Source organism: Methylibium sp. T29-B, from assembly GCF_000576225.1.
GTDB lineage: Bacteria > Pseudomonadota > Gammaproteobacteria > Burkholderiales > Burkholderiaceae_C > Methylibium > Methylibium petroleiphilum.
The window spans coordinates 12,588-39,164 of the sequence record NZ_AZSN01000023.1 but is presented as its reverse complement, the minus strand read 5'-3'; the positions used below and the strand labels follow the sequence as shown (position 1 = coordinate 39,164).

Below are 26,577 nucleotides of genomic sequence, written 5' to 3'. Positions count from 1 at the left end.
CGCCACCACCACCGCCATAACCACCACCGCCGCCGCTGCGGCCACCACCGCCGCCGCCGTAGCCACCACCGCCGCCGGCACCGCCGCCGCCATAGGGACCACGGAAGCCACCCGGCCGCTCTTCACGAGGGCGGGCTTCATTGACGACGATCGCGCGACCGGACAGGGACTGACCATTCATGCCTTCGATGGCCGCCTGGGCCTCGGCATCGGAGCCCATCTCGACGAAGCCGAAGCCCTTCGAGCGGCCGGTGTCCCGGTCCATCATGACCTTGGCCGAGGTGACGGCGCCGAATTCGCCGAACGCCTGTTGCAGATCGTCGTCGCGCACACTGTAGGCAAGGTTGCCCACGTACAGCTTGTTGCCCATGAGAGAGCGCCTTTCTTCCTCTGAAAACCGGTACAGCGGTACCGAACAATATGTGGAGCCTCAACCCGCCGGAACCGATCCAGAGAAGGCGCCGCATCCAAACACGAAAGCCCATTATGTGGGAAGAGGTGACTTTCGGTGTAGTGGGGCACCCGAGTGTTGTATCGGAGTCGAGCAAACATGCGGCCTGGCGGCCCTTCGGGCGGTGCCCGGACGCGCCCTCGGTCGACAAGCGAATGGCCGGGGACTGAGAATCCCGCGATGGATCTGAAACCCCTGATCGCACTCCTGGCCATCGTCAACCCGATCGGCGCCATTCCCTTCTTCATCACCTTCACCAGCGGTTTCAACCGGCAGCAGCGCCAGCGCACCATTCGGGTGAGCGCCTTCAGCGCCTTCCTCGTGATCTCGATCAGCGCGGTGGCAGGGCTGAAGATCATCGAGTTCTTCGGCATCAGCATCGCCTCCTTCCAGGTCGGCGGCGGCACGCTGCTGCTGATCAGCTCGCTGCAGATGCTCAACGCCCAGCCGGCCGACACCAGCAAGGAAGACATGAGCGAGGGCGCCCAGAAGGCCGACGCCGGGGCCAGCATCGCAGTCGTGCCGCTGACGATCCCGCTGCTGACCGGCCCGGCCACCATCTCGACGATGGTCATCTACGCCGAGCGCACGCGCCACTGGTGGCAGCTGGGCACGCTGGTGCTCTACGGGGTGGTGATCGGCGCGGCGGTCTACCTGGCCTTCATGGCGTCGGGCCGCATCGCGCGGGTGCTGGGCAAGACCGGCATCAACGTGATGACGCGGCTGATGGGCCTGATCCTGGCGGCGATGGCGGTGGAGATCATGGCCGAAGGGCTGGCCAAACTGTTCCCGGTGCTCGCATCGGCGATTCCGCGATGAACGACGACGTCACCCCCACCTTCGATCACGTGATCATCGGCGGCGGCACGGCCGGCTGCCTGCTGGCCAACCGCCTGAGCGCCGATCCGGCCAAGCGCGTGCTGCTGCTCGAGGCCGGTGGCCGCGACGACTACCACTGGATCCACATCCCGGTCGGATACCTGCACTGCATCGGCAACCCGCGCACCGACTGGCTCTACCAGACCGAGCCCGATCCGGGGCTGAACGGCCGCTCGCTGCGCTACCCGCGCGGCAAGGTGCTGGGCGGCTGCTCGAGCATCAACGGCATGATCTACATGCGCGGCCAGTCGCGCGACTACGACCACTGGGCGGCGGTGACCGGCGACGACGGCTGGCGCTGGGACGCCTGCCTGCCGGTCTTCAAGCAGCACGAGGACCACCACGGTGGCGCCGACGAGATGCATGGCGCTGGCGGCGAATGGCGGGTCGAGAAGCAGCGCCTGCGCTGGGACGTGCTGGAGGCGTTCGCGTTGGCCGCGCAGCAGGCCGGCATCCCGGCGAGCGCCGACTTCAACCGCGGCAACAACGAGGGTGTGGGCTACTTCGAGGTCAATCAGCGCGCCGGCTGGCGCTGGAACACGGCCAAGGCCTTCCTCCGACCGACCTGCTATGGCCGGCCCAACTTCGAGATGTGGACCGGCGTGCAGGTGACCCGGCTGCTGATCGAGCGCGGTGCCGATGGCGCACTGCGCTGCACCGGCTGCGATGTGCAGACGCCCCACGGTCCCGAGACCGTCCGGGCCAGTGCCGAGGTGCTGCTCAGCGCCGGTGCGGTGGGTTCGCCGCAGCTGCTGCAGCTGTCGGGCCTGGGACCGGCGGGGCTGCTGCAGCAGCACGGCATCGCGGTGGCGCAGGACCTGCCCGGCGTCGGCGAGAACCTGCAGGACCATCTCCAGATTCGCGCCGTCTTCAAGCTGCAGGGCGTGCCGACGCTCAACACGCTGTCGGCGTCGTGGTGGGGCAGGGCCCGCATCGGCCTGGAATACGCGTTCAAGCGCAGCGGACCGATGAGCATGGCGCCATCGCAGCTCGGTGCCTTCACCCGCTCGTCGCCGGACCACACGTGGCCCAACCTCGAGTACCACGTGCAACCGCTGAGCCTGGAGGCGTTCGGTGAGCCATTGCATCGCTTCGACGCCTTCACGGCGAGCGTCTGCAACCTCAATCCGACCAGCCGCGGCGCAATCCGCATCCGCAGCCCGCGCTTCGAGGACGCGCCGCTCATCGCGCCGCGCTACCTGTCCACCGAAGCCGACCGCCAGGTGGCGGCCGACAGCCTGCGGGTGACGCGGCGCATCGCGGCGCAGCCGGCGTTGGCCAAATACCGGCCCGAGGAGGTGAAGCCTGGCGTGCAGTTCCAGACCGACGCCGAGCTAGCGCGGCTGGCCGGCGACATCGGCACGACGATCTTCCACCCGGTGGGCACCTGCCGGATGGGGCGCGACGACGACCCGCAGGCTGTCGTCGATGCGCAGCTGCGGGTACGCGGCGTGGCCGGCCTGCGGGTGGTCGACGCCAGCGTGATGCCCACGATCACCAGCGGCAACACCAACAGCCCCACGCTGATGATTGCGGAGAAGGCGGCCCAGTGGATTCGGGCCGATCACGGCCACCGGCGTTGAAGGCGCGTCGCGGCGTGGCGGCCGCACCAACATGCTGCGGAAAACCCCGATGCGGTGCCTTGAGGGGCTCCCTATAGTGCGCTCACTCGCGGCGGGCCAGTCCCGTCAGGCGGGGGATCGAGGAGACAAGCGAAGACTGCGGCGGAGTGGACGACCGCCAGCATCCAGGAGACGACAGCGCGGGCCCACCCGCCACGCGCCAAGAGCGCCGGTACCCCCGGCGCTCTTTTTATTTGTGGCGCTCTTCTTCGTCGGGCCGCGCGTGGGTCCAGGCATCATGCGCAACGCCGTTGCCACCCCGCCGCATGCTCGATCTCGCCACCGTCACGCTTGCCTCGCTGTTCGCCGGATTCGTCGATGCCATCGTCGGCGGAGGCGGATTGATCCTGGTGCCGGCGCTCTTCAGCGTGTTTCCGGGCGCCGCCCCGGCGACGCTGTTCGGCACCAACAAGGGCGCGGCCGTGTGGGGGACCGCCTGGGCCACGGCGCAGTACGCGAGGCGCGTCACGCTGCCCTGGCAAGCGCTGCTCCCGGCGGCCGGCGCGGCGCTGGTCGGTAGGCTTTGCGGGGGCCTGGGCGGTGATGCAGGTGTCGTCCGACGGGCTGCGGCGCGCCCTGCCTTTCATCCTGCTGGGGGTGTTGCTGTACACGCTGGTCCGCAAGGATCTGGGACGCACCCACGAGCCGCAGCACAGCGGTGTCCGCGAGACGGCCTGGGCCTGCGGTATCGGCGCCGTGGTGGGCTTCTACGACGGCTTCTTCGGTCCGGGCACGGGCAGCTTCTTCGTGTTCCTGTTCGTGCGCCTGCTGGGCTACGACTTCCTGCATGCCAGCGCGAGCGCCAAGCTGCTGAACACGGCGACCAATCTGTCGGCGCTGGCCGCGTTTGCCTGGAGCGGCCATGTGTGGTGGCACGTCGCGCTGGTGATGGCGGTGGCGAACGTGGCGGGCAGCCTGCTGGGCACGCGGCTCGCGTTGCGGCATGGTGCAGGCTTCGTGCGCGGCGTCTTCATCGTCGTCGTCTCGCTGCTCATCGCGAAGACGGGCTACGACGCCTTCCTCCGCTGAGGCATGCCGCGCCACCGGGCTCGCGCAGAATCGCGGCGCATGAGAGCAAGCCGTTTCCTCCGTCGCGCGGCCACGCTGTCGGCGCTGTGGCTGGCCGGCGCGGCCGCTGCGCAGGACGCGGCGCCGACGGCCTGTCGCGTCAAAGGCCTGAAGCACGAGGTGTTGTGCGGCCATGTGACGCGGGCCCTGGATCCGGCGCAGCCGGGGGGCACGACGGTCACGGTGCACTACGTGGTCGTGCCGGCGGCGGCGCGTCACAAGCGAGCCGACCCGATCTTCTTCTTTGCCGGCGGCCCTGGACAGAGCGCCATCGCGCTGGCCGGTTCGGTGCTGCCGCTGTTCCAGCGCCTGAACAACCGGCGTGACCTGGTCTTCATCGATCAGCGCGGCACCGGGCGCTCGGCGCCCCTGGCCTGCGACGCCGAGGACGAGCTGCCGCTGGCGCAGCGCTTCGATGCCGAGCGTGGTCGCCAGCGTCTCGCCGCCTGCCTGGCTTCGCTGCGAAAGCTGCCGCACGGCGATCTGCGCCAGTACACGACGAGCATCGCGATGGCCGATGCCGATGCGGTGCGGGCCGCACTGGGTGCGTCGCAGATCAACCTGGTGGGCGGCTCCTACGGCACGCGGGCGGCGCTGGACTATCTGCGGCAGTTCCCGTCGCATGTGCGCCGTATCGTGCTCGACGGCGTCGCGCCGCCCGACATGGTGCTGCCCGCCAGCATGGGCCAGGATGTGGAAGCCGCGCTGGCGCGGCTTTTCACCGACTGCGAGCAGGAGCCAAGCTGCCAGGCGCGCCACCCGCGGCTGCGGGCGCACTGGCAGGGCCTGCTGAGCGCCGCGCCTCGGCCAGCGAGCGTGGTCGATCCGCTGGATGGCCGGCCGGCCACGGTGAGGATCGATGTCGACCTGCTGGCCAACGCGGTGCGCGGGCCGCTGTACGCGCCGGGCCTGGCCGCGGCCCTGCCCTTCGCGATCGACGAGGCGGCCGCCGGGCGCTACGGGGCCCTGGTCGGATTGGCCGGGGTGCTGGGCGGCGGGCCGCGGACGACGCGGCTGTTCGAGGGCCTGCATTTCTCGGTGGTGTGCGCAGAGGATGCGCCGGACGCCGCCGCTCCGCCGCCGTCCGGGCTGGGTGCCGTGTACCTGCGTCCCTATGCGGCGCTGTGCCGCGACTGGCCGCGCGGCAGTGTGCCGCCGGCTTTCCGCGACCTGCCGACCAGCCAGGTTCCGGTGCTGGCCTTCAGCGGCACGCTCGACCCGGTGACGCCGCCGCGCCATGGCGAGCGGGTGGTGAAGGCGCTCGGGCCGCGGGCACGTCATGTGGTGGTACCGAATGCCGGTCACGGCGTGATGGCGATCGGCTGCACGCGCGAGCTGCTGTACCGCTTCATCGACGCGGACGACGAGGCCCAGGCCCTGGCGGTCGACGCCGGGTGCCTGGCGCACCTGCCGCGCCCGCCGGCGTTCGAGCCGCCGCGGCCCGGACCGTCGCTGGCGGGAGCGGTGCGATGATCCGCGTCGAAGCCCTGCACAAGCGCTTCGACCCGCCGGCAAGCCGCTGGCGCGCGCGCAAGCCGCCCGCGCCGGTGGTGGCGGTGGATCGGGTGGACTTCACCGCGGTCGATGGCCGCATCACCGGGCTGCTGGGCCCCAACGGGGCTGGCAAGACCACGACGCTGCGCATGGTGGCCGGTCTGGTCGTGCCCGACGCGGGCGCGATAGAGGTCGATGGCATCGACGTGCTGCAGGCGCCGCGGCAGGCCTTGCGCCGCATGGGGGTGCTGAGCGACGCGCGTGGTCTGTATCCGCGCCTGAGCGCGCGCGAGAACATCGTCTACTACGCGGCACTGCATGGGCTGGAGCGCGATGCCGCGCATGCGCGCGTCGACGTGCTGGCGCAGACGCTCGACATGAAGCCGCTGCTCGAGCGGCGCACCGAAGGCTTCAGCCAAGGGGAGCGCATGAAGACGGCACTGGCGCGCGCGCTGGTGCACGATCCGGCCAACATCATCCTCGACGAGCCGACCAACGGCCTCGACGTGCTGGCCACCCGCGCACTTCGCGAGGCGCTGCGACACCTGTGCAGTCCCGCCGGCGGCGGCAAGTGCATCGTGCTGTCGAGCCACATCATGCAGGAGGTGGAGCGGCTGTGCGACGAGGTGGTGGTCGTCGCGCATGGCCGCACCGTGGCGGTGGGCACGGTGGCGCAACTCTGCGAAAGCGCCGGCGAGCGTGACTTCGAGGAGGTCTTCGTAAAGCTGGCCTTCGCGCAGGAGCTGCAGGAGGTCCGCGCATGACGCGTCGTCATCTCGGGCCCGCGGTCCGGTCCGGTGCCGCAGCGGTGTTTTGCAAGGAGCTGGTCGATGCCCTGCGAGACCGGCGCACGCTGGCGACCGTGCTGCTCAGCGCCGTGCTGATGGGCCCGCTGGTGCTGCTGCTGCTGTCGAGCCTGGTCGCCACGCTGGAGTCGCAAGCCGAGCGGCGTGTGGTGATGGTGCAGGGCATCGAGCACGCACCGACGTTGCGCAACTTCATCGAACGCCAGACCTTCCGTATCGAGACGGCACCAGCCGATTACGAGGGGCACCTGCGCGACGCGCGGCTCGGCGATCCGGTGCTGGTGGTCGGCGAGGATTTCGAACGCCGCCTGGCCGCCGGCGAGGCGCCCGAGGTGCTGCTGGTCAGCGACAGCAGCAACCGCCAGGCCGCGGCCGGCGTGGGCCGGCTGGCCCGCCTCCTCGATGCCTTCAGCCGCGAGCGCGGCACGCTGTTGCTGGCCCTGCGCGGGGTGCCAGGGTCCCTGTTGCAGGCCATCGATGTGGAAGAGCGCGACTTGGCCAGCACGCGCAGCCGCGCCGCCCAGTTCACCGGCCTGCTGCCGTTCTTCGTGATCATGGCCGTGCTGTACGGCGCGTTGAATGCGGCGCTCGATACCACCGCGGGCGAACGCGAGCGCGGCTCGCTCGAGCCGCTGTTGACGAACCCGGCCGCGCCGCTGGCGCTGGTGATCGGGAAGTGGGGGGCCGTGGCCGCCGTGAGCATGCTGATCGCACTGCTCAGCGTATTGAGCTTCCTGCCCGCCCAGTGGCTGATCCGCAGCGAGACGCTGCGTTCACTGTTCCTGTTCGGCCCGCGCGAGGCGCTCGGCTTCCTGCTCGTGCTGCTACCGCTGGCGGCGTCGCTGTCGGCCGCGATGATGGCCGTGGCAATCCGCTGCAGGAGCTTCAAGGAAGCGCAGGCCAACAGCACGGGGGTCATCCTCGCGGTGTCGCTGCTGCCGCTGCTGACCCTGTTCAATCAGGGCGGCGAGAAGCCCTGGTTCGTGTGGCTGCCGGCCCTGGCACAGCACACGCTGATGAACCGCGTGCTGCGCGGTGACAGCCTGTCGGCGACGGACCTGTTGGCGCCGCTGGCTGTGGCCCTGCTGCTGACGGCCTTGTGCCTGGGCTACATCGCGCGCCGGCTGCGCGCGGCGGCGGTGCGCTGAGCCGGCCCGACGACGCGCCAGCGCGCCTGGGGCATCATCGGCGGCGATGGACCATCCGCTTCCCGAAATCTCCTGGCGCTGTGCGCGCCTGCATGAACTGTCGCCGCTCGAATTGCAGCGCATCCACATCGCTCGCCAGCAGGTGTTCGCCGTCGAGCAGGACTGCGTGTTCCAGGATGCCGACGAAGTCGACGAGCACTCGGCCCACCTCGCGGCCTGGCGCGCGGACGGCGTGCTGCTTGCCTATGCGCGCCTCGTCGACCCCGGCGTGAAGTACGCCGAGCCGTCGCTCGGCCGGGTGCTGACCACGGCGGTTGCGCGCGGCACCGGCGTGGGCCGCGCGCTGGTACGGCGCGCGGTCGACCACCTCACCGGGGCATTTCCGGGACAGGGCCTGCGCATCTCGGCGCAGCTGCGGCTCGAACGCTTCTACGCGGAAGCGGGCTTCCTCAGCATTGGCGAGCCCTACCTCGAGGACGACATGCCGCACATCGAGATGCTGCGCCGCGGCTGAGTCGCCTCCACGGCGCGCCCCCGGGCCCGCGGGCCTCAGGTCAACCAGCCGCCCGCTCCGGCCGACAGCGATTTTGAAGTGATGCCGGCGAACGGCATGGCAGGCCGCGGCAGCGTGTGCTGTGTCTGCTCGAGGGCGCGGCTCACTTCGGCCTGCCAGGGCAGGCGATGCACCAGGCCGTTGAGATGCGGTGCCACCTCGTGCGCGGTGAGCACCTCGCCCTCGCTGCCGAGCAGTCGCAGGTTGGTGATCATCATCATCGGGTCGGCGATCGCGATGATGCCTTCGGACACCTCGATCCAGTCCCAGGAAATGCCGGCGGCACTGTCGCCCGCGCGACCTCCCCAGACGGTCTGGCCCATGCTGGGCCAATCCTTGTTCAGTCGAGTCGACACATGCGTGCCAAGGTGCACAAAGTGCAGCGGCGCATCGCGGCCGGGCTGCCACAATGCAGAGGGCCACGCGTTGACGGTCCATGCAGGAATCATGATATGAACGGGCTTGCACCCGGCAACTGCTACAGAGGTCGGAAGTGTGGAGACCAGGGCGGTCGTTGGCAGCTGTAAACCTTTTCAGGGACGCTCGCTGGAAACGAAGGAACATCGATTCCGTCACGAGTCGTTCATGACAGAACCGGGATAGACAACAGGATGCTGCTGGGCAGCTTTCAATCGGTGCTCGAGGCGCGCAACCGCGATGAGTTTCGCGGGGAGGTCGTGCGTTTCGCGAAGCGGCTCGGGTTCGAGACGGTGTCGGCCATCACGGTGGTCGACCACCCGGTGGGCGATACCGAATTCGTCGCCATCGACAATGCGCCCGACGCCTACAAGGACGCCATCGAGGATCCCAAGGCCGGTCAGCTCGACCCGGTGATGCAGCATTGCAAGCGGCAGAGTGTGCCGATCATCTGGGACCAGAGCACCTATGTGTCTGCCGGTCAAGGCAGCATGTGGGAGGCGCAGGCGCGGTTCGGCTTTCGCACCGGGATCTGCCTGGCGTTGCACATGCCCGAAGGCCGGCACTTTGTGATCGGGGTGGATCGCGACCAGGCCTTGCCGAAGGACCGCGGCGAAGTGACGCGCCTCGTCGCCGACCTGCAGCTGTTCGCGGTGCATGCCCAGGACACGGCGATGCGGGTGCTGGTGCCGGAGCGCCTGCAGCTCGAGCGGCCGAAACTCACGCCCCGCGAACTGGACAGCCTGCGCTGGACGATGGACGGCAAGACCGCCTGGGAGGTCGGCTCCATCATGGGCATCTCGGAGCGGACGGCGGTGCTGCACATCAACAATGCGATGCACAAACTGGCCTGCACGAACAAGCACCAGGCCGTGCTCAAGGCCTTGCGGTTGGGATTGCTCCGCTAGGTGCCGCTGCGTTCTGCCGCTAGGGTTTGCCCTTGACCCTGTAAGAGTTTTCAGTATCCCTTGTTCGTGGGGGCTGCTTCAATCTGACCAATTCACCGCCGCGGCGGTGCCTACCGGTCCAGCCAGGAGCAGCCATGCAGATCGTCCGCCAGTTCACCGAGCGCTTTTCCCGTGTCAAGGCCACCAAGCGTGTCCAGCAGAAGTCGGCAGAACCGCAGACCGCGCCGCAGCCGCTCGATGCCGGCCAGCTGCGCCAAATCAGCGGGGGTGCGCGCGTGCCCGCGCCGAAAAACACCTGGTGATGAGGGTGGCTTGCGACGCCCAGCGGCTGTCGCAAGCTTGAGGGGTTGTCACCATACGCTCGTTGTGACGGCGGGCTAGATCGTGGTGTCGCCCCTTTTCAGGTCCGAAGCAGTCGATGCCCGCCAGCATGCTTGGCTGGGAGGCATCCAGCTCATACGGCCTCTGTCGCTTTCCCTGCTGACTGTCTGTGCGGTGGGTGTCGCCGTGGCAGTGGTCACTTACCTCTACGTTGGTGAGTACACCCGCAAAGCGCGCGTCGCGGGCGTGCTGGTGCCCGACCAGGGCGTGATCCGCCTGCTGCCGCCGGAAGCGGCGACGGTGCTGGAGCGCCACGCCCAGGAGGGGCAGACGGTGCGTCGCGGCGACGCGCTGTTCGTTTTGTCGGTCGATCGCTCGACCGCCAGCGGCGATGCCCAGGCCTCGGTGCAGCGCAGCCTGGCGGTCAAGGAGCGCAGCCTTCAGGGTGCGGTGCAGCAGCAGGCGGCCCTGCTCGAAGCGCAGCGGATCGCGCTGGAGCGCCAGATCGCCGACCGGCGTGGCGAGCTCGCCCAACTCCAGGTCGAGACGCAATTGCACCGCCAGCGCCTGGTGCTGGCCGAGCAGGCGATGGCCCGGCTCGAGTCGCTGCGGGCCGACAACTTCATTTCGTCGGCCCAAGTGCAGGCCAAGTCGGAGGAGGTACTGGCGGTGCAGGCGCAACTGCAGGGCCTGGAGAGGCAGCGCGCGACCCAGTTGCGGGAGATCGGGGCGCTGGAAGTGCAGCGGCGTGAGCTGCCATTGCGCGCCCAGGTGGCGACCGGCGAGCTGGAACGCGACCTCGCCACCGTGGCCCAGGAGGCCGCGGAGACCGAGGCGCGGCAGCGCATCGTCGTGCGAGCACCTTCGGACGGCGTTCTGGGTGCGGTGCTGGCCGATCCGGGGCAATCCGTGTCCCCCGCCGCCGCGTTGGCAAGCCTGGTGCCGTCGGATGCGCGGCTACAGGCCCATCTGTATGCGCCGTCCAGCGCGCTCGGCTTCGTGCGGCCGGACCAGACCGTCCTGCTGCGCTACCAAGCCTATCCGTACCAGAAGTTCGGCCATCAGACGGGCCACGTGCTGCAGGTGTCGCGCACGCCGCTGCAGTCGGCCGAGCTCGCCGGCGTGCCGCTGGCCGGCGTGGCGAACTATTCCACTGTCAGCGGCGAGCCGCTGTACCGCATCACGGTGGCGCTCGATCGGCAGAGCGTGCCGGCCTACGGGCAGCAGCAGGCCCTGTCGGCCGGCATGCAGCTGGAGGCGGACGTCGAGCTCGACCGGCGCCGCCTGATCGAATGGCTGTTCGAACCGCTGCTCGGCCTGACCGGCCGTGTGGCGGCGGGCCGCACCTGACCGTCCGGCAACGATGGCGAACGCCTTGCGCATGGGCTTCGGCGCGCCGCGCCTGCCGATGATCCTGCAGACCGAGGCGGCGGAGTGCGGCCTGGCCTGCCTCGCCATGGTGGCTTCGCACCACGGCCATCGCAGCGACCTCCCGAGCTTGAGGCAGCGCTTCTCGCTGTCCTTGAAGGGCGTGACGCTGGCCGACCTGGTGGCGATGGCGGGGCAACTCCAGCTCAATGCACGGCCGCTGCGCGCGGAGCTCGCGCATCTTTCGCAGCTGCAGTTGCCCTGCATCCTGCACTGGGACCTGAACCACTTCGTGGTGCTGGCGAAGGTGCAGCGAGGCGTTGCCGTCATCCACGATCCGGCGCACGGGGTGCGGCGGCTGCCGCTGGCCGAGGTCTCGCGCCACTTCACCGGCGTGGTGCTGGAGCTGATGCCCGGCACAGGCTTCGAGCCCCGCACCGAACGCCAGCACGTCAGCCTGCGGCAGCTGCTCGGCCCGGTGCGGGGCCTGAAGCGCTCGCTGGCGCAGGTGTTCGCGCTCGCGCTCGCGCTCGAGGTCTTCATGCTGCTGGCGCCGTTCTTCCTGCAGTGGGTGGTCGACGGCGCGCTGCTCAGCGCCGACCGCGACCTGCTGCTCACGCTGGTGATCGGCTTCGGCTTGCTCGTGGTGATTCAGGTGGCCACCGGTGCCTTGCGGTCCTGGGCGGTGCTCTACCTGTCGAGCACGCTCAACCTGCAATGGCTGGGCAATGTGTTCGCACACCTGATGCGCCTGCCGGTCGAGTGGTTCGAGAAGCGCCATGCCGGTGACGTGATGTCGCGTTTCGGCGCGGTGCAGAAGATCCAGCAGACGCTGACCACCAGCTTCATCGAGGCCATGCTCGACGGGCTGCTGGTGGTTGCCACGCTGGTGATGATGTGGGTCTACAGCGCCACATTGACGGCCATCGCGATCGGCGCGGTGGCGCTCTACGCGCTGCTGCGCTGGGCCTTCTTCACGCCGCTGCGCGACGCGACCGAAGAGGCGATCGTGCACGATGCGAAGCGCTCGACGCATTTTCTCGAATCGCTGCGCGGCGTGCAGGCGATCAAGCTGTTCAATCGCCAGGACGAGCGCCGCGCTCGCTTCATGAACCTGGTGGTCGACGCGATGAACGCCGACATCGCGATCAAGAAGCTCGAGCTCGCCTTCGCCGTGCTCAACAAGCTGGTGTTCGGCGTCGAGCGCATCGCCGTCATCGGCATCGGCGCGCTGCTGGTGATGGATCAGCAGTTCACCGTGGGCATGCTGTTCGCGTTCCTGGCCTTCAAGGAGCAGTTCGCGCAGCGCGTCAGCGGTCTGATCGACAAGGCGATCGAGCTGAAGATGCTGCGGCTGCAAGGCGAGCGCCTGGCCGACATCGTGCTGGCGGCGCCCGAGGCGCAGGGCGAGGGCCTGCACGCGGCGCGCGACCTCGCACCGCGCATCGAGCTGCGCGACGTGAGCTTCCGCTACGCGGATACCGAGCCCGACGTGCTGAAGGGCTGCAGCCTGCACATCGAGCCCGGCGAGGCGGTGGCGATCGTCGGACCGTCGGGCTGCGGCAAGACCACGCTGCTCAAGCTGATGCTCGGCATCCACGCGCCCGCCGCCGGCGAGATCCGCATCGGAGGCCTGCCGCTGTCGCAGCTGGGGCTCGGCCGCTGGCGCGCCATGATCGGCACCGTGATGCAGGACGACCAGCTGTTCGCCGGGTCAATTGCCGACAACATCTCGTTCTTCGACGTGGATGCCGATGCCGCCTGGGTCGAGCAGTGCGCCCGGCTGGCCTGCGTGAACGACGAGATCGACGCGCTGCCGATGGGTTACCACACGCTGATCGGCGACATGGGCGCCAGCCTGTCCGGTGGTCAGCGCCAGCGCATCCTGCTGGCCCGTGCGCTGTACAAGCAACCTCGCATCCTGTTTCTCGACGAGGCGACGAGCGCACTCGATGTCGAGCGGGAGCGGCAGGTCAACCAGGCCATCCGCGGGCTCGACATCACGCGCGTGATCGTCGCCCACCGGCCCGAGACCATCGCGGCGGCGGCCCGCGTGATCGTGCTCCAGCAGGGGCGCGTCGCGCAGGACCTGCGCAGCGTGCCGAACACGCAGCAGTCCGAGCCGGGCAACTGACCGAAAGCCGCAGCGGCCCGCTGCGGCTCTGCCGCCGATGCGGTCGTGCCGGGCCGCGACTTTGCTAGGGTACGCTTTGTCATGGAAGATGCCCTGCGCCCTCCGGCGCTCGATCCGCGCGCCGCCCTGTTCCTCGATTTCGACGGAACCCTGGTACCGATCGCCCCGCGGCCCGACGGCATCGAGGTCGGTGCCTGGCTGGTGCCGACCTTGCAGCAGCTGCACGCGCTGCTCGGCGGGGCACTGGCCCTCGTCAGCGGACGCCCGCTCAGCGAACTCGATGCCTGGCTTGCGCCGCTGCGACTGCCGGCGGCAGGCGTGCACGGCGTCGAGCGTCGCGATGGCGACGGGCCGACGCGCCGGCTCGCCGGCGGCCTGCCGGACACCCTGATTCACCGCGTCGAACGTCTGGTGGCACGCACGCCCGACCTGCGGCTCGAGCGCAAGCCGGGCGCACTGGCCCTGCACTATCGCGACGCGCCGCATCTGGGCGACATGTGCGCCCGCATGATGCTGGCCGCCGCACGCCCGCACGCCGAGCTGACCGTGCTGCTCGGCAAGTGCGTGGTCGAGGTCAAGCCGCGCGGCGCGACCAAGGCCAACGCGGTGAGCGAGTTCCTGGCGCATCCGGCGTTCGCCGGGCGGCAGCCCGTGTTCGTCGGCGACGATGCGACCGACGAGGACGGCTTCGCCGCCGTGCAGGCGGTCGGCGGCATCGGCATCAAGGTGGGTGACGGGCCGAGCGGTGCCCAGTTCCGTCTGGGTGGCCCCGAGGCGGTGCGGTTGTGGCTGCAGGCGGCGCTGCCCCAGCCGGCATATCCCGTCGCGCTGGAGGTCGCCCGGTGAGCGCAGCGGCTTCGCTCGAGCTGGGTCTGGTCGGCAACTGCGCGATCAGCGCGCTGATCGACCGCGAGGCCCGCATCGTCTGGTGCTGCCTGCCGCGCTTCGACGGCGACCCGACCTTCCACGCGCTGATCGACACGCCCGACGCGTGGCCGGCCGACGGCAGCTGGTGCATCGAGATCGAGAACTTCGTGCGCAGCGAGCAGGCCTACGACGAAGGCACCGCCATCTTGCGCACGCGGCTGTTCAGTGCCGACGGCGATGTGATCGAGATCACCGATTTCGCACCGCGCTTCCTCAGCCGCGACCGCACCTTCCGGCCCGCGATGCTGGTGCGGCGGGTGCATCCGCTGCAGGGCCATCCGCGCGTGCGCGTCAGCCTGCGGCCTCGTGCCGACTGGGGGCGCGTCGCGCCGGAGGTCGCGCGCGGCAGCCATCACTTGCGGTACGCCGGCCCGACCGGGACGCTGCGTCTCACCACCGATGCGCCCATCACCTATGTGCAGGACGAGACCTGGTTCTCGCTGGCGGCGCCGCTGAACCTGCTGCTCGGCCCCGACGAGACGCTGGAGCGTGGCGCGGCCGAGGTGGCGCGCGATTTCGAGGAACTCACCTCGCTCTACTGGCGCACCTGGACCCGCCGGCTGGCCCTGCCGCTGGAATGGCAGGCGGCCGTCATCCGCGCCGCGATCACGCTCAAGCTGTGCCTGTTCGACGAGACCGGCGCGATCGTCGCGGCGATGACCACCAGTCTGCCCGAGGCGCCGGGCAGCGGCCGCAACTGGGATTACCGGTACTGCTGGCTGCGTGACGCCTTTTTCGTGGTGCGGGCGCTCAACAGCCTGTCCGAACTGGAGACGATGGAGGACTACCTGCGCTGGCTGCACAACGTGGTGCGCGACGCGCGCGGGGGCTTCATCCAGCCGCTGTACGGCCTGGGCCTCGAGAAGGATCTGCCCGAGGAAGAACTCCCGCATCTGCGCGGCTACCGCGGCATGGGTCCGGTGCGGCGCGGCAACCAGGCGCACACGCACGCGCAGCACGACGTGTACGGCAACGTGCTGCTCGGGGCGTCGCAGTCCTTCCATGATCTGCGGCTGTTCCGCCGCGCTGACGCCGACGACTTCGTGCGGCTCGAGGCGGTGGGCGAGCAGGCCTGGCTGGTGCACGACCAGCCCGATGCGGGAATGTGGGAGCTGCGCACGCGCGCGCGGGTGCACACCTCGTCGGCGCTGATGTGCTGGGCGGCCTGCGATCGGCTGGCGAAGATCGCCACCCGTCTGGGCCTGCCCGAGCGGGACGCCCACTGGCGCGGCCGGGCCGCGGCGATCCGTGAGCGCGTGCTGCGCGAAGCCTGGAGCGACAAGCGCCAGGCCTTCGCCGAGAGCCTGGGTGGCGAGGATCTCGATGCCAGCGTGCTGCTGATGGCCGAAGTGGGCTTCATCGACCCGATGGACCCGCGCTTCGTCGCGACGGTCGACGCGCTGGAGGTCCATCTGTGCGATGGCCCCTACATGCGTCGCTACGAGGCGGCCGACGACTTCGGCAAACCTGAGACGGCCTTCAACATCTGCGCCTTCTGGCGCATCGACGCGTTGGTGCGCATCGGCCGGCGCGAGCAGGCCCGTCAGATCTTCGAATCCATGCTCGCGTCGCGCAATGCACTGGGCCTGCTTTCGGAAGACACCGACCCGCGCACCGGCGAGCTGTGGGGCAACTTCCCGCAGACCTATTCGATGGTCGGCATCATCAATGCCGCAATGCGTCTGTCGGCGCCCTGGGACACGGTGATCTGATGCGAGCAGGGCTCACGCGATGACGTCTCGGTTGGTGGTGGTGTCCAACCGGATCGGTGACCCGCGCAAGGCGGCCGCCGGCGGGCTGGCCGTCGCATTGGGCGATGCGCTCTCCGAGAGCGGTGGCCTGTGGTTCGGCTGGAGCGGCAAGGTGGTGGCCGGCGGCGCTCGCGGCGAGGGCGATCTGCACCTGCAGCCGTCGGGGAAGGTCACGCTCGCGACGCTCGACCTCGGCAGCGACGACCACGCGGCCTATTACGCCGGCTACTCGAACCGGGTGCTGTGGCCCGTGTTTCACTACCGGCTCGATCTGGCGCAGTTCGACGACGGGTATTTCGAAGGCTATCAGCGCGTCAACCGGCTGTTCGCCCGCAAGCTGAGCACGCTGCTGAAGCCGGACGACATCATCTGGGTGCACGACTACCATCTGATCCCGCTGGCGGCCGAGTTGCGCGCTCTCGGCTGCCGTCAGCGCATCGGCTTCTTCCTGCACATCCCGATGCCGCCGCCGCTGGTGATGGCGGCAATCCCGGCGCACGACATGCTGATGCGCTCGCTGTTCGCCTATGACCTGATCGGGCTGCAGAGCGAGGCCGACGTGGCCCACTTCGCCCGCTATGTCGAGATGGAGGCTGGGGCCGAGCGCCTGGGCCGTGACCAGTACCGCGCCTTCGGCCAACAGGTTTGTGCGCGGGCCTTCCCGATCGGCATCGACGTCGACGAGTTCCAGGCCCTGGCGCAGACGCCGGAGTCGATCGAGACGCGCGAGACACTGCGCAGCCAGTACCCGCTGCGTCAGCTGTTGATCGGGGTCGACCGGCTCGATTACTCCAAGGGCCTGCCGCAGCGCCTGCGCGCTTTCCATCGGCTGCTGGCCGACTACCCCGAGAATCGCAACAGCGCGACCTTGATCCAGGTGGCCACACCGACGCGCGAGGGCGTGGAGAGCTACGAGGACATCCGCCGCGAGCTCGAGGGTCTGTCGGGGCAGATCAACGGCGAGTACGGCGAACTCGACTGGATGCCGGTGCGCTACATCCACCGCACGCTGGCGCGGCGACGGCTGCCGGGGCTGTACCGCGCCGGGCGCGTGGCCCTGGTCACGCCGCTGCGCGACGGCATGAACCTAGTGGCCAAGGAGTTCGTCGCGGCGCAGGACGCCGCCGACCCCGGCGTGCTGGTGCTGTCCCGCTTTGCCGGTGCGGCCGAGCAGATGCGCGCGGCCCTGCTGGTCAATCCATACGACATCGGCGCCACCGCGGGTGCGGTGCAGCGCGCGCTGCGGATGCCGCTGTCCGAGCGGGTGGAGCGGCATCAGGCCTTGCTCGCAGGTGTTCGCGAGCACGACGTGCACCGTTGGCGACGCGAATTCCTGCAGGCCTTGCAGGCCGCCGAACGTGCGCCTGGGTGAGCCTGGCTATCCCGGCGATCGAGCCGCACGATTGGTGAATCACGGCGATCGGTGTATTTTTCGCTATCAGGATTTATTTTCGATAGCGATAACACCATGGCCAAGACTGCAAGCTTCGGCGTGATGCACCTGGGCATCGCCTTCGGCGTGAGCTATGCCTTGACGGGCAATGTGGCCATCGCTGGGGCCATCACCTTTGTCGAACCGCTGGTGAACACGGTGGCGCATTACTTCTTCGACAAGGCCTGGGATTCGCCGCGTTGGAAAGCTTGGCGGGCCCGGCTCCGCGGGCAAGCGGCGGCGCCTGCGACGGCGGCCTGAGCGGCGATCCGCTTCAGCTGGTGGTGGCGGTGGCTGTTTCCAGCCACGCCAGCCAGCGCAGCGCGTGCTCGCGGCGCGCGCCGCACATCTCGGCCGACGGCTGCAGCGAGCCACACACCGCTGGCCGCTCGGGCCGTCCGAACAGCCGGCAGCGCAGGTCAACATCCAGCTGCGCGCAGGCGACGCCGGCCGGCTTGCCCTGCGGGTGGCCGGGCAGGGGCGTCGAGATCGACGGCGCGATGCAGCAGGCGGCACAGGCGGGTCGGCAATCCATCGGCGGATTGTCGTCGGCCCGGCGCCCCGAGGCGTCCCCACGCGGTGACGGACGGGATCGGGCTGCTTAAAATTGTGGCTTTTCCGGCCGGCTCCGGCCCCGAAAGCCCCGATGCTCTATCCCCAGGAATTCGACGTGATCGTCGTCGGTGGCGGCCATGCTGGCACCGAGGCGGCGCTCGCCGCGGCGCGGATGGGCTGTGCAACGCTGCTGCTCACGCACAACATCGAGACGTTGGGGCAGATGAGCTGCAACCCGTCGATCGGTGGCATCGGCAAGGGACATCTCGTCAAGGAAATCGACGCGCTTGGTGGTGCGATGGCCCTGGCGACCGACGAGGCGGGCATCCAGTTCCGCATCCTGAATGGTTCCAAGGGTCCGGCGGTGCGTGCCACGCGGGCGCAGGCCGATCGTGTGCTCTACAAGGCGGCCATCCGCCGCCGGCTCGAGAACCAGCCGCGGCTGTGGCTGTTCCAGCAGGCGGTCGATGACCTGATCGTCGAGGGCGACCGCGTGACAGGTGCCGTGACGCAAGTAGGCGTTCGCTTTCGTAGCAAGGCTGTGGTACTGACGGCGGGCACCTTTCTCGACGGTCGTATTCACGTCGGTTTGCAGAACTATGCGGCCGGGCGTGCCGGCGATCCGCCGGCGCAGAGCCTGTCGGCCCGGCTCAAGGAATTGCAGCTGCCGCAGGGTCGGCTGAAGACCGGCACGCCGCCGCGCATCGATGGTCGCACGATCGACTTCGAGCGGTTGCTGGAACAGCCGGGCGATGCCGATCCGGTCCCGGTGTTCAGCTACATGGGCGATGCGGCGATGCACCCGCGGCAGCTGCCATGCTGGATCACCCACACCAGCGAACGCACCCACGAGATCATCCGCAGCGGCTTCGACCGCAGCCCGATGTTCACCGGCGTGATCGAAGGGGTGGGGCCGCGCTACTGCCCCAGCATCGAGGACAAGGTGAACCGCTTCGCCGACAAGACCTCGCACCAGATCTTCCTGGAGCCCGAAGGGTTGAGCACGCACGAGTTCTACCCGAACGGCATCTCCACCTCGCTGCCCTTCGATATCCAGCTCGCGGCGCTGCGCTCGATGTCCGGGCTGGAACAGGCGCACATCCTGCGGCCCGGCTATGCGATCGAGTACGACTACTTCGATCCACGCGGGCTGAAGTCGAGCTTCGAGACCAAGGCGATCGGCGGCCTGTTCTTCGCCGGCCAGATCAACGGCACAACCGGCTACGAGGAGGCGGCGGCGCAGGGGCTGTTCGCCGGCGTCAACGCGGCGCGGCAGGTGCAGGAGCTCGACGCCTGGCTGCCCCGGCGCGACCAGGCCTATCTGGGCGTGCTGGTCGACGATCTCATCACGAAAGGCGTGACCGAGCCCTATCGCATGTTCACCAGCCGCGCGGAGTTCCGCTTGCAACTGCGGGAAGACAACGCCGACCTGCGGCTGACCGACGCCGGGCGCGAGATGGGCCTGGTCGACGACGAACGCTGGGCGGCGTTCAACCGCAAGCGAGATGCTGTTTCACGTGAAACCGAGCGCCTGAAGTCCACCTGGGTGAATGCCGCGCTGCTGCCAGCGGCCGACGCCGAGCGTCTGGTCGGCAAAGCGCTGGAGCACGAGTACGCACTGGTCGACCTGCTGCGCCGACCGGGGGTCGACTTCGACGCGGTGGCCGAGGTCGCGCAGATCGCCCACGCAAGGCGGAGTGAGGGGCGGCAGGCCGACGATCCGGCCGCCGCAGCCTGGTCGCGGGCGGCGTTGCGCAACGAGTGGGGGCCGGCTCTGGCCGACGCCGTGATCCAGCAACTGGAGATCGCGACCAAGTACGCCGGCTACATCGACAAGCAGAACGAACAGGTCGAGCGCGCGGCGCAGTATGAAGACGTCAAGCTGCCGGAGTCGCTCGATTACCGACAGGTCGCGGCGCTGAGCCACGAGGTCCGCCAGAAGCTCCAGGCGCTGCGCCCTGAAACGCTGGGGCAAGCCGCACGCGTCTCGGGCGTGACGCCGGCGGCGATCTCCCTGCTGCTGATCCACTTGAAGAAGGGCCGCCATCGCGGCTTCGGCGCCGATGCTGCCGAGCCGGGCAGCGCGGCCGCATGACGGTGGCCCCTTTCGACGCAAAGGCGCTGGCGCAAGGACTGGAGCAGGGCGCGCAGGCGCTGGGACTCGCGCTGACAGCGATGCAGCAACAGCAACTGCTGCAGCACCTGGCGCTGATCGACCGCTGGAACCGGGTCTACAACCTCACCGCGGTGCGCGAGCCGGCGCAGATGCTGACCCAGCACCTGCTCGACAGCTTGGCGGTCGTCGCGCCGCTGCGACGGCAAACACGAGCGACGGCGATCGCGTTGCTCGATGTCGGCAGCGGGGCAGGACTGCCCGGTGTGACGATTGCGGTCGCTTGCCCGGAAATCCATGTCAGCTGTGTAGACACGGTCTCGAAGAAGGCCAGCTTCATCCGGCAGGTGGGGGTGGAGCTTGGGCTGACGCATTTCCAGGCGCTGCATGCCCGGGTGGAATCCTTGGCGTCGAGCAATTTCGACGTGATCACCTCCCGCGCCTTCGCCTCGCTGGCCGACTTTGTCACGCTCACCGAGGCGGCGCTTGCGCCCGACGGTGTGTGGATGGCGATGAAGGGTCAGGTCCCGCACGAGGAAATGGCAGTCTTGCCGTCGTCGATCGAGGTGTTTCACGTGGAACCCTTGCAGGTGCCTGGCTGGATGCCGAGCGCTGCATCGTCTGGATGCATCGAAAGGCTGAAGTGCAAGTTCATCGCCGTCTCTGGCCGCTGATTCTTGGCTTGGCCTTGAGCAGCACGCACGCGGGCGACGCTTCGCCGCCATGGCTCCCGACCGTCCAGGCACTGCCGAGCCTGGAGGTGTCTGCCTACATGGGCACCTGGTACCAGGTCGCCTGGTACCCGAATCGTTTCCAGCGTCAGTGCGTCAGTGATACCCGCGCCACCTACCGACTGCTCGAACAGGGCGAGGTTGAAGTGACCAACCAGTGCCGGAATGCCGAGGGGCGTACCGAATCGATCCGCGGGGTGGCGCAGCCGGTGGGCCGCATCGCCGAGGGGCTGCTGATGCCGGCACAGCTGCGGGTGAGCTTCCTGCCGGCGCTGATCCGGTGGCTGCCGGTCGGCTGGGGCGACTACTGGGTGCTGGCCCTGGGTCCGGGGAGTCGGTACGCGCTGGTCAGCGAACCGACCCGCGAGTATCTCTGGGTGCTGTCTCGGACGCCCAATCTCTCCGACGGCGATGACCGCGCTGTGCGAGCGAGCCTGGCTGAGCAGGGTTTCGATCTGACGCGGCTCGAGCGACACACCCACACTGCCCCAACCGCGCCGCCTTGAAGCGTGCGGACCTGGCCCGTCGGTGCGCACTTGACGCTTCTGGTGTGCGTCTGGAAAATAAGACCAGTCTAAAAACTGGTTGAAACTCTCACCATGCGATCCACCAGCGTCGGAGCGTTCGAGGCGAAGACTCACTTATCGGCCTTGCTCGAGCGCGTCGAGCGCGGCGAAGAGATCGTGATCACGCGGCACGGTCGACCCGTGGCGCGGCTGCTGCCGATCGCCCGATCGGCCGCCGATGCGCAAGCAGCGGCGGAACGTCTGCTGCAGATCGGCGGTGACTTGGCGCTGGGGCGCGACTGGCGGGCCCTGCACGGCGAGGAGCCGCATTGATGGCGGCGGTCGTGCTCGATGCCTCGGCCGCGCTGGCGTGGTTGTCCGCCGATGCGCAGACGCCGGCGTCCCGTGAACTCGCGCTCGAGGTGGCCCGCCACGGCGCCGTGGTGCCGGAGATCTGGCACGCCGAAGTCACGCAGATCCTGCTGCTCGCCGAGCGGCGTGGCCGCACCACGAAGGGGCGTGTCGCCGAGATCGTGGCGTTGCTCGACGAGCTGCCGATAGAGACCGAAGCCGGCGTGCCGCAGCGCATGCGGCACGAAGTGCTGGATCTGGCCCGCGACCGCGGCCTCAGCACCTGCGACGCGCTCTACCTCGACCTCGCCCAGCGCCGCGGCCTGCCGCTTGCGACGCTGGACCCTGCCCTCGGCCGCGCAGCCCGCGCGGTGGGCGTTCCTGTCGCCCTCGGCGGCTGAGTCATGGCCAAGATCTTCTGCATCGCGAACCAAAAGGGCGGCGTCGGCAAGACGACCACCACCGTCAACCTGGCCGCTGGCCTCGCGCTGATCGGCCAGCGCACGCTGGTCGTCGACCTCGACCCCCAGGGCAACGCCACCATGGGCTCGGGCATCGACAAGCGCACGCTGGAGCTCTCGGTCTACGATGTGCTGCTCGAATCCGCCTCGATCGCCGAGGCGCGCCGCCGCTCCGAGAAGGGCGGCTACGACGTCCTCGGCGCCAACCGCGAGCTGGCGGGCGCCGAAGTCGAGCTGGTGGCCCTCGAACGCCGCGACCAGCGGCTCAAGACCGCGCTGGCCGCCGTCGACGGTGAGTACGACTTCGTGTTGATCGATTGCCCGCCTTCGTTGAGCCTGCTGACGCTCAACGGCCTGTGCTCGGCGCACGGCGTGGTGGTGCCGATGCAGTGCGAGTATTTCGCGCTCGAAGGCCTGTCCGACCTGGTGAACACCATCAAGCAGGTGCACGCCAACCTCAACCCCTCGCTGCAGATCATCGGTCTGCTGCGCGTGATGTTCGATCCGCGCATCACGCTGCAGCAGCAGGTGAGCGAGCAGCTCAAGGCGCACTTCGGCGACAAGGTGTTCGACACCGTGATCCCGCGCAACGTGCGCCTGGCCGAAGCGCCGAGCTACGGCGTGCCGGGCGTCGTGTTCGACGGGCAGTCGAAGGGCGCCCAGGCCTTTGTGCAGTTCGCCAACGAGATGGTGAAGCGCCTCGCCAGTCTGCGCTGAGGGTCGAGCATGCCCGACACCTCCTCCTCCGTGCTGGTGCTGCCTGGTTGGCAGAACTCCGATGCCGACCACTGGCAGACGCGCTGGGAGCGGCGCCACGGCTACCGCCGCGTCGAACAGGACGACTGGCAGTGGCCGCGCCGAGGCGATTGGATGGCCCGCCTCGAGGAGGTGCTGCTGGCGGCCCCGCAGCCGTGCTGGCTCGTCGCCCACAGCCTGGGTTGCCAGCTGGTCGCCGCCTGGGCTGCACACACGCAGCAGGCTGACCGCGTGCGCGGCGCGCTGCTCGTCGGCCCCCCCGACACCGAGCGCGAAGACATGCCGCCGCAGCTCCATTCCTGGCGACCGGTGCCGCGCCGGCGCCTGCCGTTTGCAGCCACGGTGGTGATCAGCACCGATGATCCGTACTGCGCCCCGCAGCGCGCCGGCACGATGGCGCAGGACTGGGGCGCGACCCTGGTCGTGGCCGGAGCGGTCGGCCACCTCAACAGCGAATCCGGCCTGGGCGACTGGGATGCGGGTCATCAACTGCTGATCGCGCTGCGCACGGGCTGAGCCCCACGCCGCACGCGATGCGCCGACGGTGGCCGGCTCGGTGAGAATGATCGACATGGTCACCAAGAAACCCAAGGGCCTCGGCCTCGGCCTCGAAGCGCTGCTCGGGCCCAAGGCACAGGACGCACCAGCGCAGCCGGCCGGCGACGGCCTGCCCACGACACTGAAGCTGAGCCAGCTGCAGGCAGGCAAGTACCAGCCGCGCACGCGCATGGACGAAGGTTCGCTCTACGAGCTGGCCGAAAGCATCCGCAGCCAGGGCGTGATGCAGCCGATCCTCGTCCGCCCGGTCGGCGAAGCCGCGCTCGGCCGCTACGAGATCATCGCCGGCGAACGCCGCAGCCGGGCTGCCAAGCTGGCCGGTCTGAGCGAGGTGCCGGTGCTCGTGAAGGACGTGTCCGACGAGTCGGCCGCGGTCATGGCGCTGATCGAGAACATGCAGCGCGAGGACCTGAATCCGCTCGAGGAGGCGCAGGGCCTGCGGCGTCTGACCGACGAATTCGGTCTGACGCACGAGCAGGCCGCGCAGGCGGTCGGCCGTTCACGCAGCGCCGCGAGCAACCTGCTGCGGCTGCTCAACCTGGCCGAGCCGGTGCAGCAGATGCTGATGGCCGGCGACCTCGACATGGGGCATGCACGGGCCTTGCTGGTGCTCGAGCGGGCCCAGCAGGTGACCGCGGCTCACGAGATTGCCGCGAAGAAGCTGACGGTGCGCGAAGCCGAGAAGCTGGTGGCTCGCGCGACGGCCGGTGGTCGCCAGACACAGCTGTTGCGCGGCCAGCAGGCCAAGTCGCGTGACATCGTGCGTCTGGAGGAAGAGTTGGCCGACGTTCTGACGGCGGCGGTCGAGATCCGCGTCAAGAAGCGCAGCAAGCGCGGCGAGCAGGGCGAGGTGGCCATCGCCTTCGGCTCGCTCGACGAGTTGTCGGGACTGCTCGACAAGCTGCGCGGTCCGGCCGCTGGCTGAGGGCGGCCGCTGGCGCGTGTTCGCAGGCGTCTTGCGCGTGCGCCGCGCACGGTGAACCGTTGCCCGCACTCGGGCGTTGAACGGGCATGCGCCGTCACGTTCATCGGGGAACCACTTCCCCGCGGCAGGCTCCCACGCCATGACTGGCGGATTGCGGCGGAAAGGGGCATGCTATTTGCACAGTCGGTGGCAGGGCTCGATTCCTGCAATTGACCCGGAAAGTGCCTCGTATTGTTGTCGTCGCACCAGACAAGGATGCATGATCGTCGAGACCGCTTGATCGATAACCGCAGGCAGCGCTGCACAGTGGCCAGCCGAGATCTCTCCGGTGACAGGCCGACCACGTGGCGACGCCGCCTCCCGAATCTGGAACGGAGGACGTGATGGATGTGATCAGCAGCTTTGCAGCGCGCTACGAGCGCAGCCGCGAGGAAGAGTTCACGCTCGAGGAGTACCTCGACATCTGCCGGCGTGAGCCGGTGGCCTATGCCACGGCGGCCGAGCGCATGCTCAAGGCCATCGGCGAACCCGAACTCGTGGACACCCGCAACGATCCGCGCATGTCGCGCCTGTTCGCGAACAAGGTGATCAAGCGCTATCCGGCCTTCGCCGAGTTCTACGGCATGGAAGATTCGATCGAACAGGTCGTCTCCTACTTCCGCCACGCGGCGCAGGGGCTCGAGGAGAAGAAGCAGATCCTCTATCTGCTGGGACCGGTGGGCGGCGGCAAGAGTTCGATCGCCGAACGGCTGAAGCACCTGATGCAGGAAGTGCCGTTCTACGCCATCAAGGGCTCGCCGGTGAACGAATCGCCGCTCGGCCTGTTCGACATGGCCGAGGACGGCCCCATCCTGGAGAAGGAATACGGCATCCCGCGGCGCTATTTGAACCGCATCCTGTCGCCCTGGGCCGTGAAACGGCTCGACGAGTACGGCGGCGACATCCGACAGTTCAGAGTCGTGAAGCGCTATCCGTCGATCCTGAAGCAAGTCGGCGTGGCCAAGACCGAGCCGGGCGACGAGAACAACCAGGACATCAGCTCGCTGGTCGGCAAGGTCGACATCCGCAAGCTCGAGACCTATGCACAGGACGATCCCGACGCCTACAGCTACTCCGGCGGCCTGTGCCTGGCCAACCAGGGTCTGCTCGAGTTCGTCGAGATGTTCAAGGCGCCGATCAAGGTGCTGCACCCGCTGCTGACGGCGACCCAGGAAGGCAACTACAAGGGGACCGAGGGTTTCGGCGCGATCCCCTTCGACGGCATCATCCTCGCGCACAGCAACGAGAGCGAGTGGAAGACCTTCCGCAACAACAAGAACAACGAAGCCTTCCTCGACCGCATCTACATCGTCAAGGTGCCGTACTGCCTGCGCATCACTGAAGAGATCAAGATCTACGACAAGCTGATTCGAGGCTCCTCGCTCAGCGAGGCGAAGTGCGCGCCCGGCACGTTGAAGATGATGGCGCAGTTCGCGGTGCTGTCGCGCCTGAAGGAGCCGGAGAACTCCTCGCTCTTCAGCAAGGCGCTGGTCTATGACGGTGAGAGCCTCAAGGACACCGATCCCAAGGCCAAGAGCTACCAGGAGTACCGCGACTACGCCGGCGTCGATGAGGGCATGAGCGGCATCTCGACGCGCTTTGCCTTCAAGATCCTGTCCAAGGTGTTCAACTTCGACTCGTCGGAAGTCGCAGCGAACCCGGTGCATCTGATGTACGTGCTGGAGCAGCAGATCGAGCGCGAGCAGTTCCCCACCGAGACCGAGCAGAAGTACCTCGGCTTCATCAAGGAGTTCCTGGCGGCGCGCTACGCCGAGTTCATCGGCAAGGAGATCCAGACCGCCTACCTCGAGAGCTACTCCGAGTACGGCCAGAACATCTTCGACCGCTACGTGACCTACGCCGACTACTGGATCCAGGACCAGGAGTACCGTGACACGGACACCGGCGAGGTGTTCGACCGGGGCTCGTTGAACGCCGAGCTCGAGAAGATCGAGAAGCCGGCGGGCATCGCCAACCCGAAGGACTTCCGCAACGAGATCGTCAACTTCGTGCTGCGCGCCCGTGCCAACAATGCCGGCAACAACCCGTTGTGGACGAGCTACGAGAAGCTGCGCACGGTGATCGAGAAGAAGATGTTCTCGAACACCGAGGAACTGCTGCCGGTGATCAGCTTCAACGCGAAGGCCAGTGCCGACGAGGCGAAGAAGCACGAGGACTTCGTGAACCGCATGGTGCAGAAGGGCTACACGCCCAAGCAGGTGCGCCTGCTGTGCGAGTGGTACCTGCGTGTGAGAAAGAGTTCATGATGAGAGCTGGGAAACGCGAGCGGCGTCGTCGCCCCA

At 68.6% G+C, this 26,577-nt stretch carries 26 protein-coding genes and 2 pseudogenes; 24 read left to right on the top strand and 4 right to left on the bottom strand.

The window, feature by feature from the left end; genetic code table 11:
• The coding region (locus Y694_RS06075; protein WP_036230770.1) for an RNA-binding protein at positions 1 to 370 on the bottom strand (370 nt) is incomplete at its 3' end.
• A gap of 261 nt (positions 371 to 631) precedes the next feature.
• Between Y694_RS06075 and Y694_RS06070 the strand changes: the two genes are divergently transcribed.
• Positions 632 to 1,270, top strand: coding sequence for a MarC family protein (locus tag Y694_RS06070; protein WP_036230768.1), 639 nt, complete (start codon positions 632 to 634; stop codon positions 1,268 to 1,270).
• Complete coding sequence (locus Y694_RS06065; protein WP_036230766.1) at positions 1,267 to 2,913, top strand: GMC family oxidoreductase; 1,647 nt, start codon at positions 1,267 to 1,269, stop codon at positions 2,911 to 2,913. Before Y694_RS06070 ends, Y694_RS06065 begins: the two co-directional genes overlap by 4 nt.
• 229 nt (positions 2,914 to 3,142) lie before the next feature.
• Here the strand turns inward: Y694_RS06065 and Y694_RS25525 are convergent, their stop codons facing one another.
• Positions 3,143 to 3,364 (bottom strand): hypothetical protein, encoded by a 222-nt coding sequence (locus tag Y694_RS25525; RefSeq protein ID WP_231497560.1) that lies wholly within the window; start codon positions 3,362 to 3,364, stop codon positions 3,143 to 3,145.
• Between Y694_RS25525 and Y694_RS06060 the strand changes: the two are divergent.
• The 5 genes and pseudogenes from Y694_RS06060 to Y694_RS06040 all read left to right on the top strand — a co-directional run bounded on the left by Y694_RS06060 (position 3,276) and on the right by Y694_RS06040 (position 7,982).
• Positions 3,276 to 3,981 (top strand): annotated as a pseudogene (locus Y694_RS06060) (sulfite exporter TauE/SafE family protein). The gene Y694_RS25525 and the pseudogene Y694_RS06060 overlap by 89 nt on opposite strands.
• Positions 3,982 to 4,020: 39 nt before the next feature.
• Positions 4,021 to 5,493: an alpha/beta fold hydrolase gene (locus tag Y694_RS06055; RefSeq protein WP_231497558.1), complete on the top strand. Its 1,473-nt coding sequence runs from the start codon at positions 4,021 to 4,023 to the stop codon at positions 5,491 to 5,493.
• A complete protein-coding gene (locus tag Y694_RS06050; protein ID WP_036230762.1) occupies positions 5,490 to 6,278 on the top strand; it encodes an ATP-binding cassette domain-containing protein in 789 nt (262 codons plus the stop codon). Before Y694_RS06055 ends, Y694_RS06050 begins: the two co-directional genes overlap by 4 nt.
• Positions 6,275 to 7,468 (top strand): ABC transporter permease, encoded by a 1,194-nt coding sequence (locus Y694_RS06045; protein ID WP_051495602.1) that lies wholly within the window; start codon positions 6,275 to 6,277, stop codon positions 7,466 to 7,468. The genes Y694_RS06050 and Y694_RS06045 overlap by 4 nt, the downstream gene beginning before the upstream one ends.
• Before the next feature lie 46 nt (positions 7,469 to 7,514).
• On the top strand, positions 7,515 to 7,982 hold the full coding sequence (locus Y694_RS06040; RefSeq protein WP_011831371.1) for a GNAT family N-acetyltransferase: 468 nt from the start codon (positions 7,515 to 7,517) through the stop codon (positions 7,980 to 7,982).
• A gap of 35 nt (positions 7,983 to 8,017) precedes the next feature.
• On the opposite strand, the gene Y694_RS06035 is transcribed toward Y694_RS06040, so the two are convergent.
• Complete coding sequence (locus Y694_RS06035; protein WP_155935790.1) at positions 8,018 to 8,344, bottom strand: hypothetical protein; 327 nt, start codon at positions 8,342 to 8,344, stop codon at positions 8,018 to 8,020.
• Positions 8,345 to 8,632: 288 nt separating this feature from the next.
• Between Y694_RS06035 and Y694_RS06030 the strand changes: the two genes are divergently transcribed.
• From Y694_RS06030 to Y694_RS06000, 8 genes are all read left to right on the top strand, one after another.
• Complete coding sequence (locus tag Y694_RS06030) at positions 8,633 to 9,346, top strand: LuxR family transcriptional regulator (RefSeq protein WP_011831369.1); 714 nt, start codon at positions 8,633 to 8,635, stop codon at positions 9,344 to 9,346.
• 134 nt (positions 9,347 to 9,480) lie between these two features.
• Positions 9,481 to 9,648 carry a hypothetical protein gene (locus Y694_RS24080; protein WP_155935789.1) on the top strand — a complete coding sequence of 56 codons (168 nt, stop codon included), beginning with the start codon at positions 9,481 to 9,483 and terminating at the stop codon, positions 9,646 to 9,648.
• 205 nt (positions 9,649 to 9,853) lie between these two features.
• A complete protein-coding gene (locus Y694_RS06025) occupies positions 9,854 to 11,017 on the top strand; it encodes an HlyD family efflux transporter periplasmic adaptor subunit (RefSeq protein WP_152543392.1) in 1,164 nt (387 codons plus the stop codon).
• Positions 11,018 to 11,030: 13 nt separating this feature from the next.
• The gene (locus tag Y694_RS06020) at positions 11,031 to 13,169 is read left to right on the top strand and encodes a peptidase domain-containing ABC transporter (RefSeq protein WP_036230782.1); all 2,139 of its coding nucleotides are present in this window, start codon (positions 11,031 to 11,033) and stop codon (positions 13,167 to 13,169) included.
• A gap of 81 nt (positions 13,170 to 13,250) precedes the next feature.
• Positions 13,251 to 14,015, top strand: coding sequence for a trehalose-phosphatase (gene otsB / locus Y694_RS06015; RefSeq protein ID WP_051495600.1), 765 nt, complete (start codon positions 13,251 to 13,253; stop codon positions 14,013 to 14,015).
• Positions 14,012 to 15,808 (top strand): glycoside hydrolase family 15 protein, encoded by a 1,797-nt coding sequence (locus Y694_RS06010; RefSeq protein ID WP_152543393.1) that lies wholly within the window; start codon positions 14,012 to 14,014, stop codon positions 15,806 to 15,808. The genes otsB and Y694_RS06010 overlap by 4 nt, the downstream gene beginning before the upstream one ends.
• Positions 15,809 to 15,827: 19 nt before the next feature.
• Complete coding sequence (gene otsA / locus Y694_RS06005) at positions 15,828 to 17,219, top strand: alpha,alpha-trehalose-phosphate synthase (UDP-forming) (RefSeq protein ID WP_011831363.1); 1,392 nt, start codon at positions 15,828 to 15,830, stop codon at positions 17,217 to 17,219.
• A gap of 96 nt (positions 17,220 to 17,315) precedes the next feature.
• Complete coding sequence (locus Y694_RS06000) at positions 17,316 to 17,540, top strand: DUF2061 domain-containing protein (protein WP_011831362.1); 225 nt, start codon at positions 17,316 to 17,318, stop codon at positions 17,538 to 17,540.
• 13 nt (positions 17,541 to 17,553) lie between these two features.
• Here Y694_RS06000 and Y694_RS05995 read toward each other — a convergent pair whose 3' ends face one another.
• The gene (locus Y694_RS05995) at positions 17,554 to 17,814 is read right to left on the bottom strand and encodes a hypothetical protein (protein WP_011831361.1); all 261 of its coding nucleotides are present in this window, start codon (positions 17,812 to 17,814) and stop codon (positions 17,554 to 17,556) included.
• 111 nt (positions 17,815 to 17,925) lie between these two features.
• Here Y694_RS05995 and mnmG point away from each other — a divergent pair, with 111 nt between their 5' ends.
• The 9 genes and pseudogenes from mnmG (at position 17,926) to Y694_RS05950 (ending at position 26,541) form a co-directional block, all read left to right on the top strand.
• Positions 17,926 to 19,929 carry a tRNA uridine-5-carboxymethylaminomethyl(34) synthesis enzyme MnmG gene (gene mnmG, locus Y694_RS05990; protein WP_036230755.1) on the top strand — a complete coding sequence of 668 codons (2,004 nt, stop codon included), beginning with the start codon at positions 17,926 to 17,928 and terminating at the stop codon, positions 19,927 to 19,929.
• Positions 19,926 to 20,575 (top strand): annotated as a pseudogene (gene rsmG / locus Y694_RS05985) (16S rRNA (guanine(527)-N(7))-methyltransferase RsmG); the annotation flags it as partial. The gene mnmG and the pseudogene rsmG, both read left to right, overlap by 4 nt.
• 60 nt (positions 20,576 to 20,635) lie before the next feature.
• Positions 20,636 to 21,184, top strand: coding sequence for a lipocalin family protein (locus Y694_RS24730; RefSeq protein WP_231497559.1), 549 nt, complete (start codon positions 20,636 to 20,638; stop codon positions 21,182 to 21,184).
• 93 nt (positions 21,185 to 21,277) lie between these two features.
• The gene (locus Y694_RS26445; RefSeq protein ID WP_011831357.1) at positions 21,278 to 21,517 is read left to right on the top strand and encodes a type II toxin-antitoxin system Phd/YefM family antitoxin; all 240 of its coding nucleotides are present in this window, start codon (positions 21,278 to 21,280) and stop codon (positions 21,515 to 21,517) included.
• Complete coding sequence (locus Y694_RS05970; protein WP_011831356.1) at positions 21,517 to 21,936, top strand: type II toxin-antitoxin system VapC family toxin; 420 nt, start codon at positions 21,517 to 21,519, stop codon at positions 21,934 to 21,936. The genes Y694_RS26445 and Y694_RS05970 overlap by 1 nt, the downstream gene beginning before the upstream one ends.
• 3 nt (positions 21,937 to 21,939) lie before the next feature.
• Positions 21,940 to 22,713, top strand: coding sequence for a ParA family protein (locus tag Y694_RS05965; protein WP_011831355.1), 774 nt, complete (start codon positions 21,940 to 21,942; stop codon positions 22,711 to 22,713).
• Between the two features lie 9 nt (positions 22,714 to 22,722).
• The gene (locus Y694_RS05960) at positions 22,723 to 23,268 is read left to right on the top strand and encodes an alpha/beta hydrolase (RefSeq protein ID WP_036230753.1); all 546 of its coding nucleotides are present in this window, start codon (positions 22,723 to 22,725) and stop codon (positions 23,266 to 23,268) included.
• 55 nt (positions 23,269 to 23,323) lie between these two features.
• A complete protein-coding gene (locus Y694_RS05955; RefSeq protein WP_036230775.1) occupies positions 23,324 to 24,235 on the top strand; it encodes a ParB/RepB/Spo0J family partition protein in 912 nt (303 codons plus the stop codon).
• 383 nt (positions 24,236 to 24,618) lie between these two features.
• Positions 24,619 to 26,541 carry a PrkA family serine protein kinase gene (locus Y694_RS05950; protein WP_011831352.1) on the top strand — a complete coding sequence of 641 codons (1,923 nt, stop codon included), beginning with the start codon at positions 24,619 to 24,621 and terminating at the stop codon, positions 26,539 to 26,541.
• Positions 26,542 to 26,577: the final 36 nt, after the last annotated feature.

Excerpts from the sequence above, each read along its gene's own strand:
- Y694_RS06070 (WP_036230768.1), top strand. The coding sequence starts at position 632 with ATGGATCTGAAACCCCTGATCGCACTCCTGGCCATCGTCAACCCGATC.
- Y694_RS06065 (WP_036230766.1), top strand. The coding sequence starts at position 1,267 with ATGAACGACGACGTCACCCCCACCTTCGATCACGTGATCATCGGCGGC.
- Y694_RS06055 (WP_231497558.1), top strand. The coding sequence starts at position 4,021 with ATGAGAGCAAGCCGTTTCCTCCGTCGCGCGGCCACGCTGTCGGCGCTG.
- Y694_RS06050 (WP_036230762.1), top strand. The coding sequence starts at position 5,490 with ATGATCCGCGTCGAAGCCCTGCACAAGCGCTTCGACCCGCCGGCAAGC.
- Y694_RS06045 (WP_051495602.1), top strand. The coding sequence starts at position 6,275 with ATGACGCGTCGTCATCTCGGGCCCGCGGTCCGGTCCGGTGCCGCAGCG.
- Y694_RS06040 (WP_011831371.1), top strand. The coding sequence starts at position 7,515 with ATGGACCATCCGCTTCCCGAAATCTCCTGGCGCTGTGCGCGCCTGCAT.
- Y694_RS06035 (WP_155935790.1), bottom strand. The coding sequence starts at position 8,344 with ATGGGCCAGACCGTCTGGGGAGGTCGCGCGGGCGACAGTGCCGCCGGC.
- Y694_RS06030 (WP_011831369.1), top strand. The coding sequence starts at position 8,633 with ATGCTGCTGGGCAGCTTTCAATCGGTGCTCGAGGCGCGCAACCGCGAT.
- Y694_RS24080 (WP_155935789.1), top strand. The coding sequence starts at position 9,481 with ATGCAGATCGTCCGCCAGTTCACCGAGCGCTTTTCCCGTGTCAAGGCC.
- Y694_RS06020 (WP_036230782.1), top strand. The coding sequence starts at position 11,031 with ATGGCGAACGCCTTGCGCATGGGCTTCGGCGCGCCGCGCCTGCCGATG.
- otsB (WP_051495600.1), top strand. The coding sequence starts at position 13,251 with ATGGAAGATGCCCTGCGCCCTCCGGCGCTCGATCCGCGCGCCGCCCTG.
- otsA (WP_011831363.1), top strand. The coding sequence starts at position 15,828 with ATGACGTCTCGGTTGGTGGTGGTGTCCAACCGGATCGGTGACCCGCGC.
- Y694_RS06000 (WP_011831362.1), top strand. The coding sequence starts at position 17,316 with ATGGCCAAGACTGCAAGCTTCGGCGTGATGCACCTGGGCATCGCCTTC.
- Y694_RS05995 (WP_011831361.1), bottom strand. The coding sequence starts at position 17,814 with ATGGATTGCCGACCCGCCTGTGCCGCCTGCTGCATCGCGCCGTCGATC.
- mnmG (WP_036230755.1), top strand. The coding sequence starts at position 17,926 with ATGCTCTATCCCCAGGAATTCGACGTGATCGTCGTCGGTGGCGGCCAT.
- Y694_RS26445 (WP_011831357.1), top strand. The coding sequence starts at position 21,278 with ATGCGATCCACCAGCGTCGGAGCGTTCGAGGCGAAGACTCACTTATCG.
- Y694_RS05970 (WP_011831356.1), top strand. The coding sequence starts at position 21,517 with ATGGCGGCGGTCGTGCTCGATGCCTCGGCCGCGCTGGCGTGGTTGTCC.
- Y694_RS05965 (WP_011831355.1), top strand. The coding sequence starts at position 21,940 with ATGGCCAAGATCTTCTGCATCGCGAACCAAAAGGGCGGCGTCGGCAAG.
- Y694_RS05960 (WP_036230753.1), top strand. The coding sequence starts at position 22,723 with ATGCCCGACACCTCCTCCTCCGTGCTGGTGCTGCCTGGTTGGCAGAAC.
- Y694_RS05955 (WP_036230775.1), top strand. The coding sequence starts at position 23,324 with ATGGTCACCAAGAAACCCAAGGGCCTCGGCCTCGGCCTCGAAGCGCTG.
- Y694_RS05950 (WP_011831352.1), top strand. The coding sequence starts at position 24,619 with ATGGATGTGATCAGCAGCTTTGCAGCGCGCTACGAGCGCAGCCGCGAG.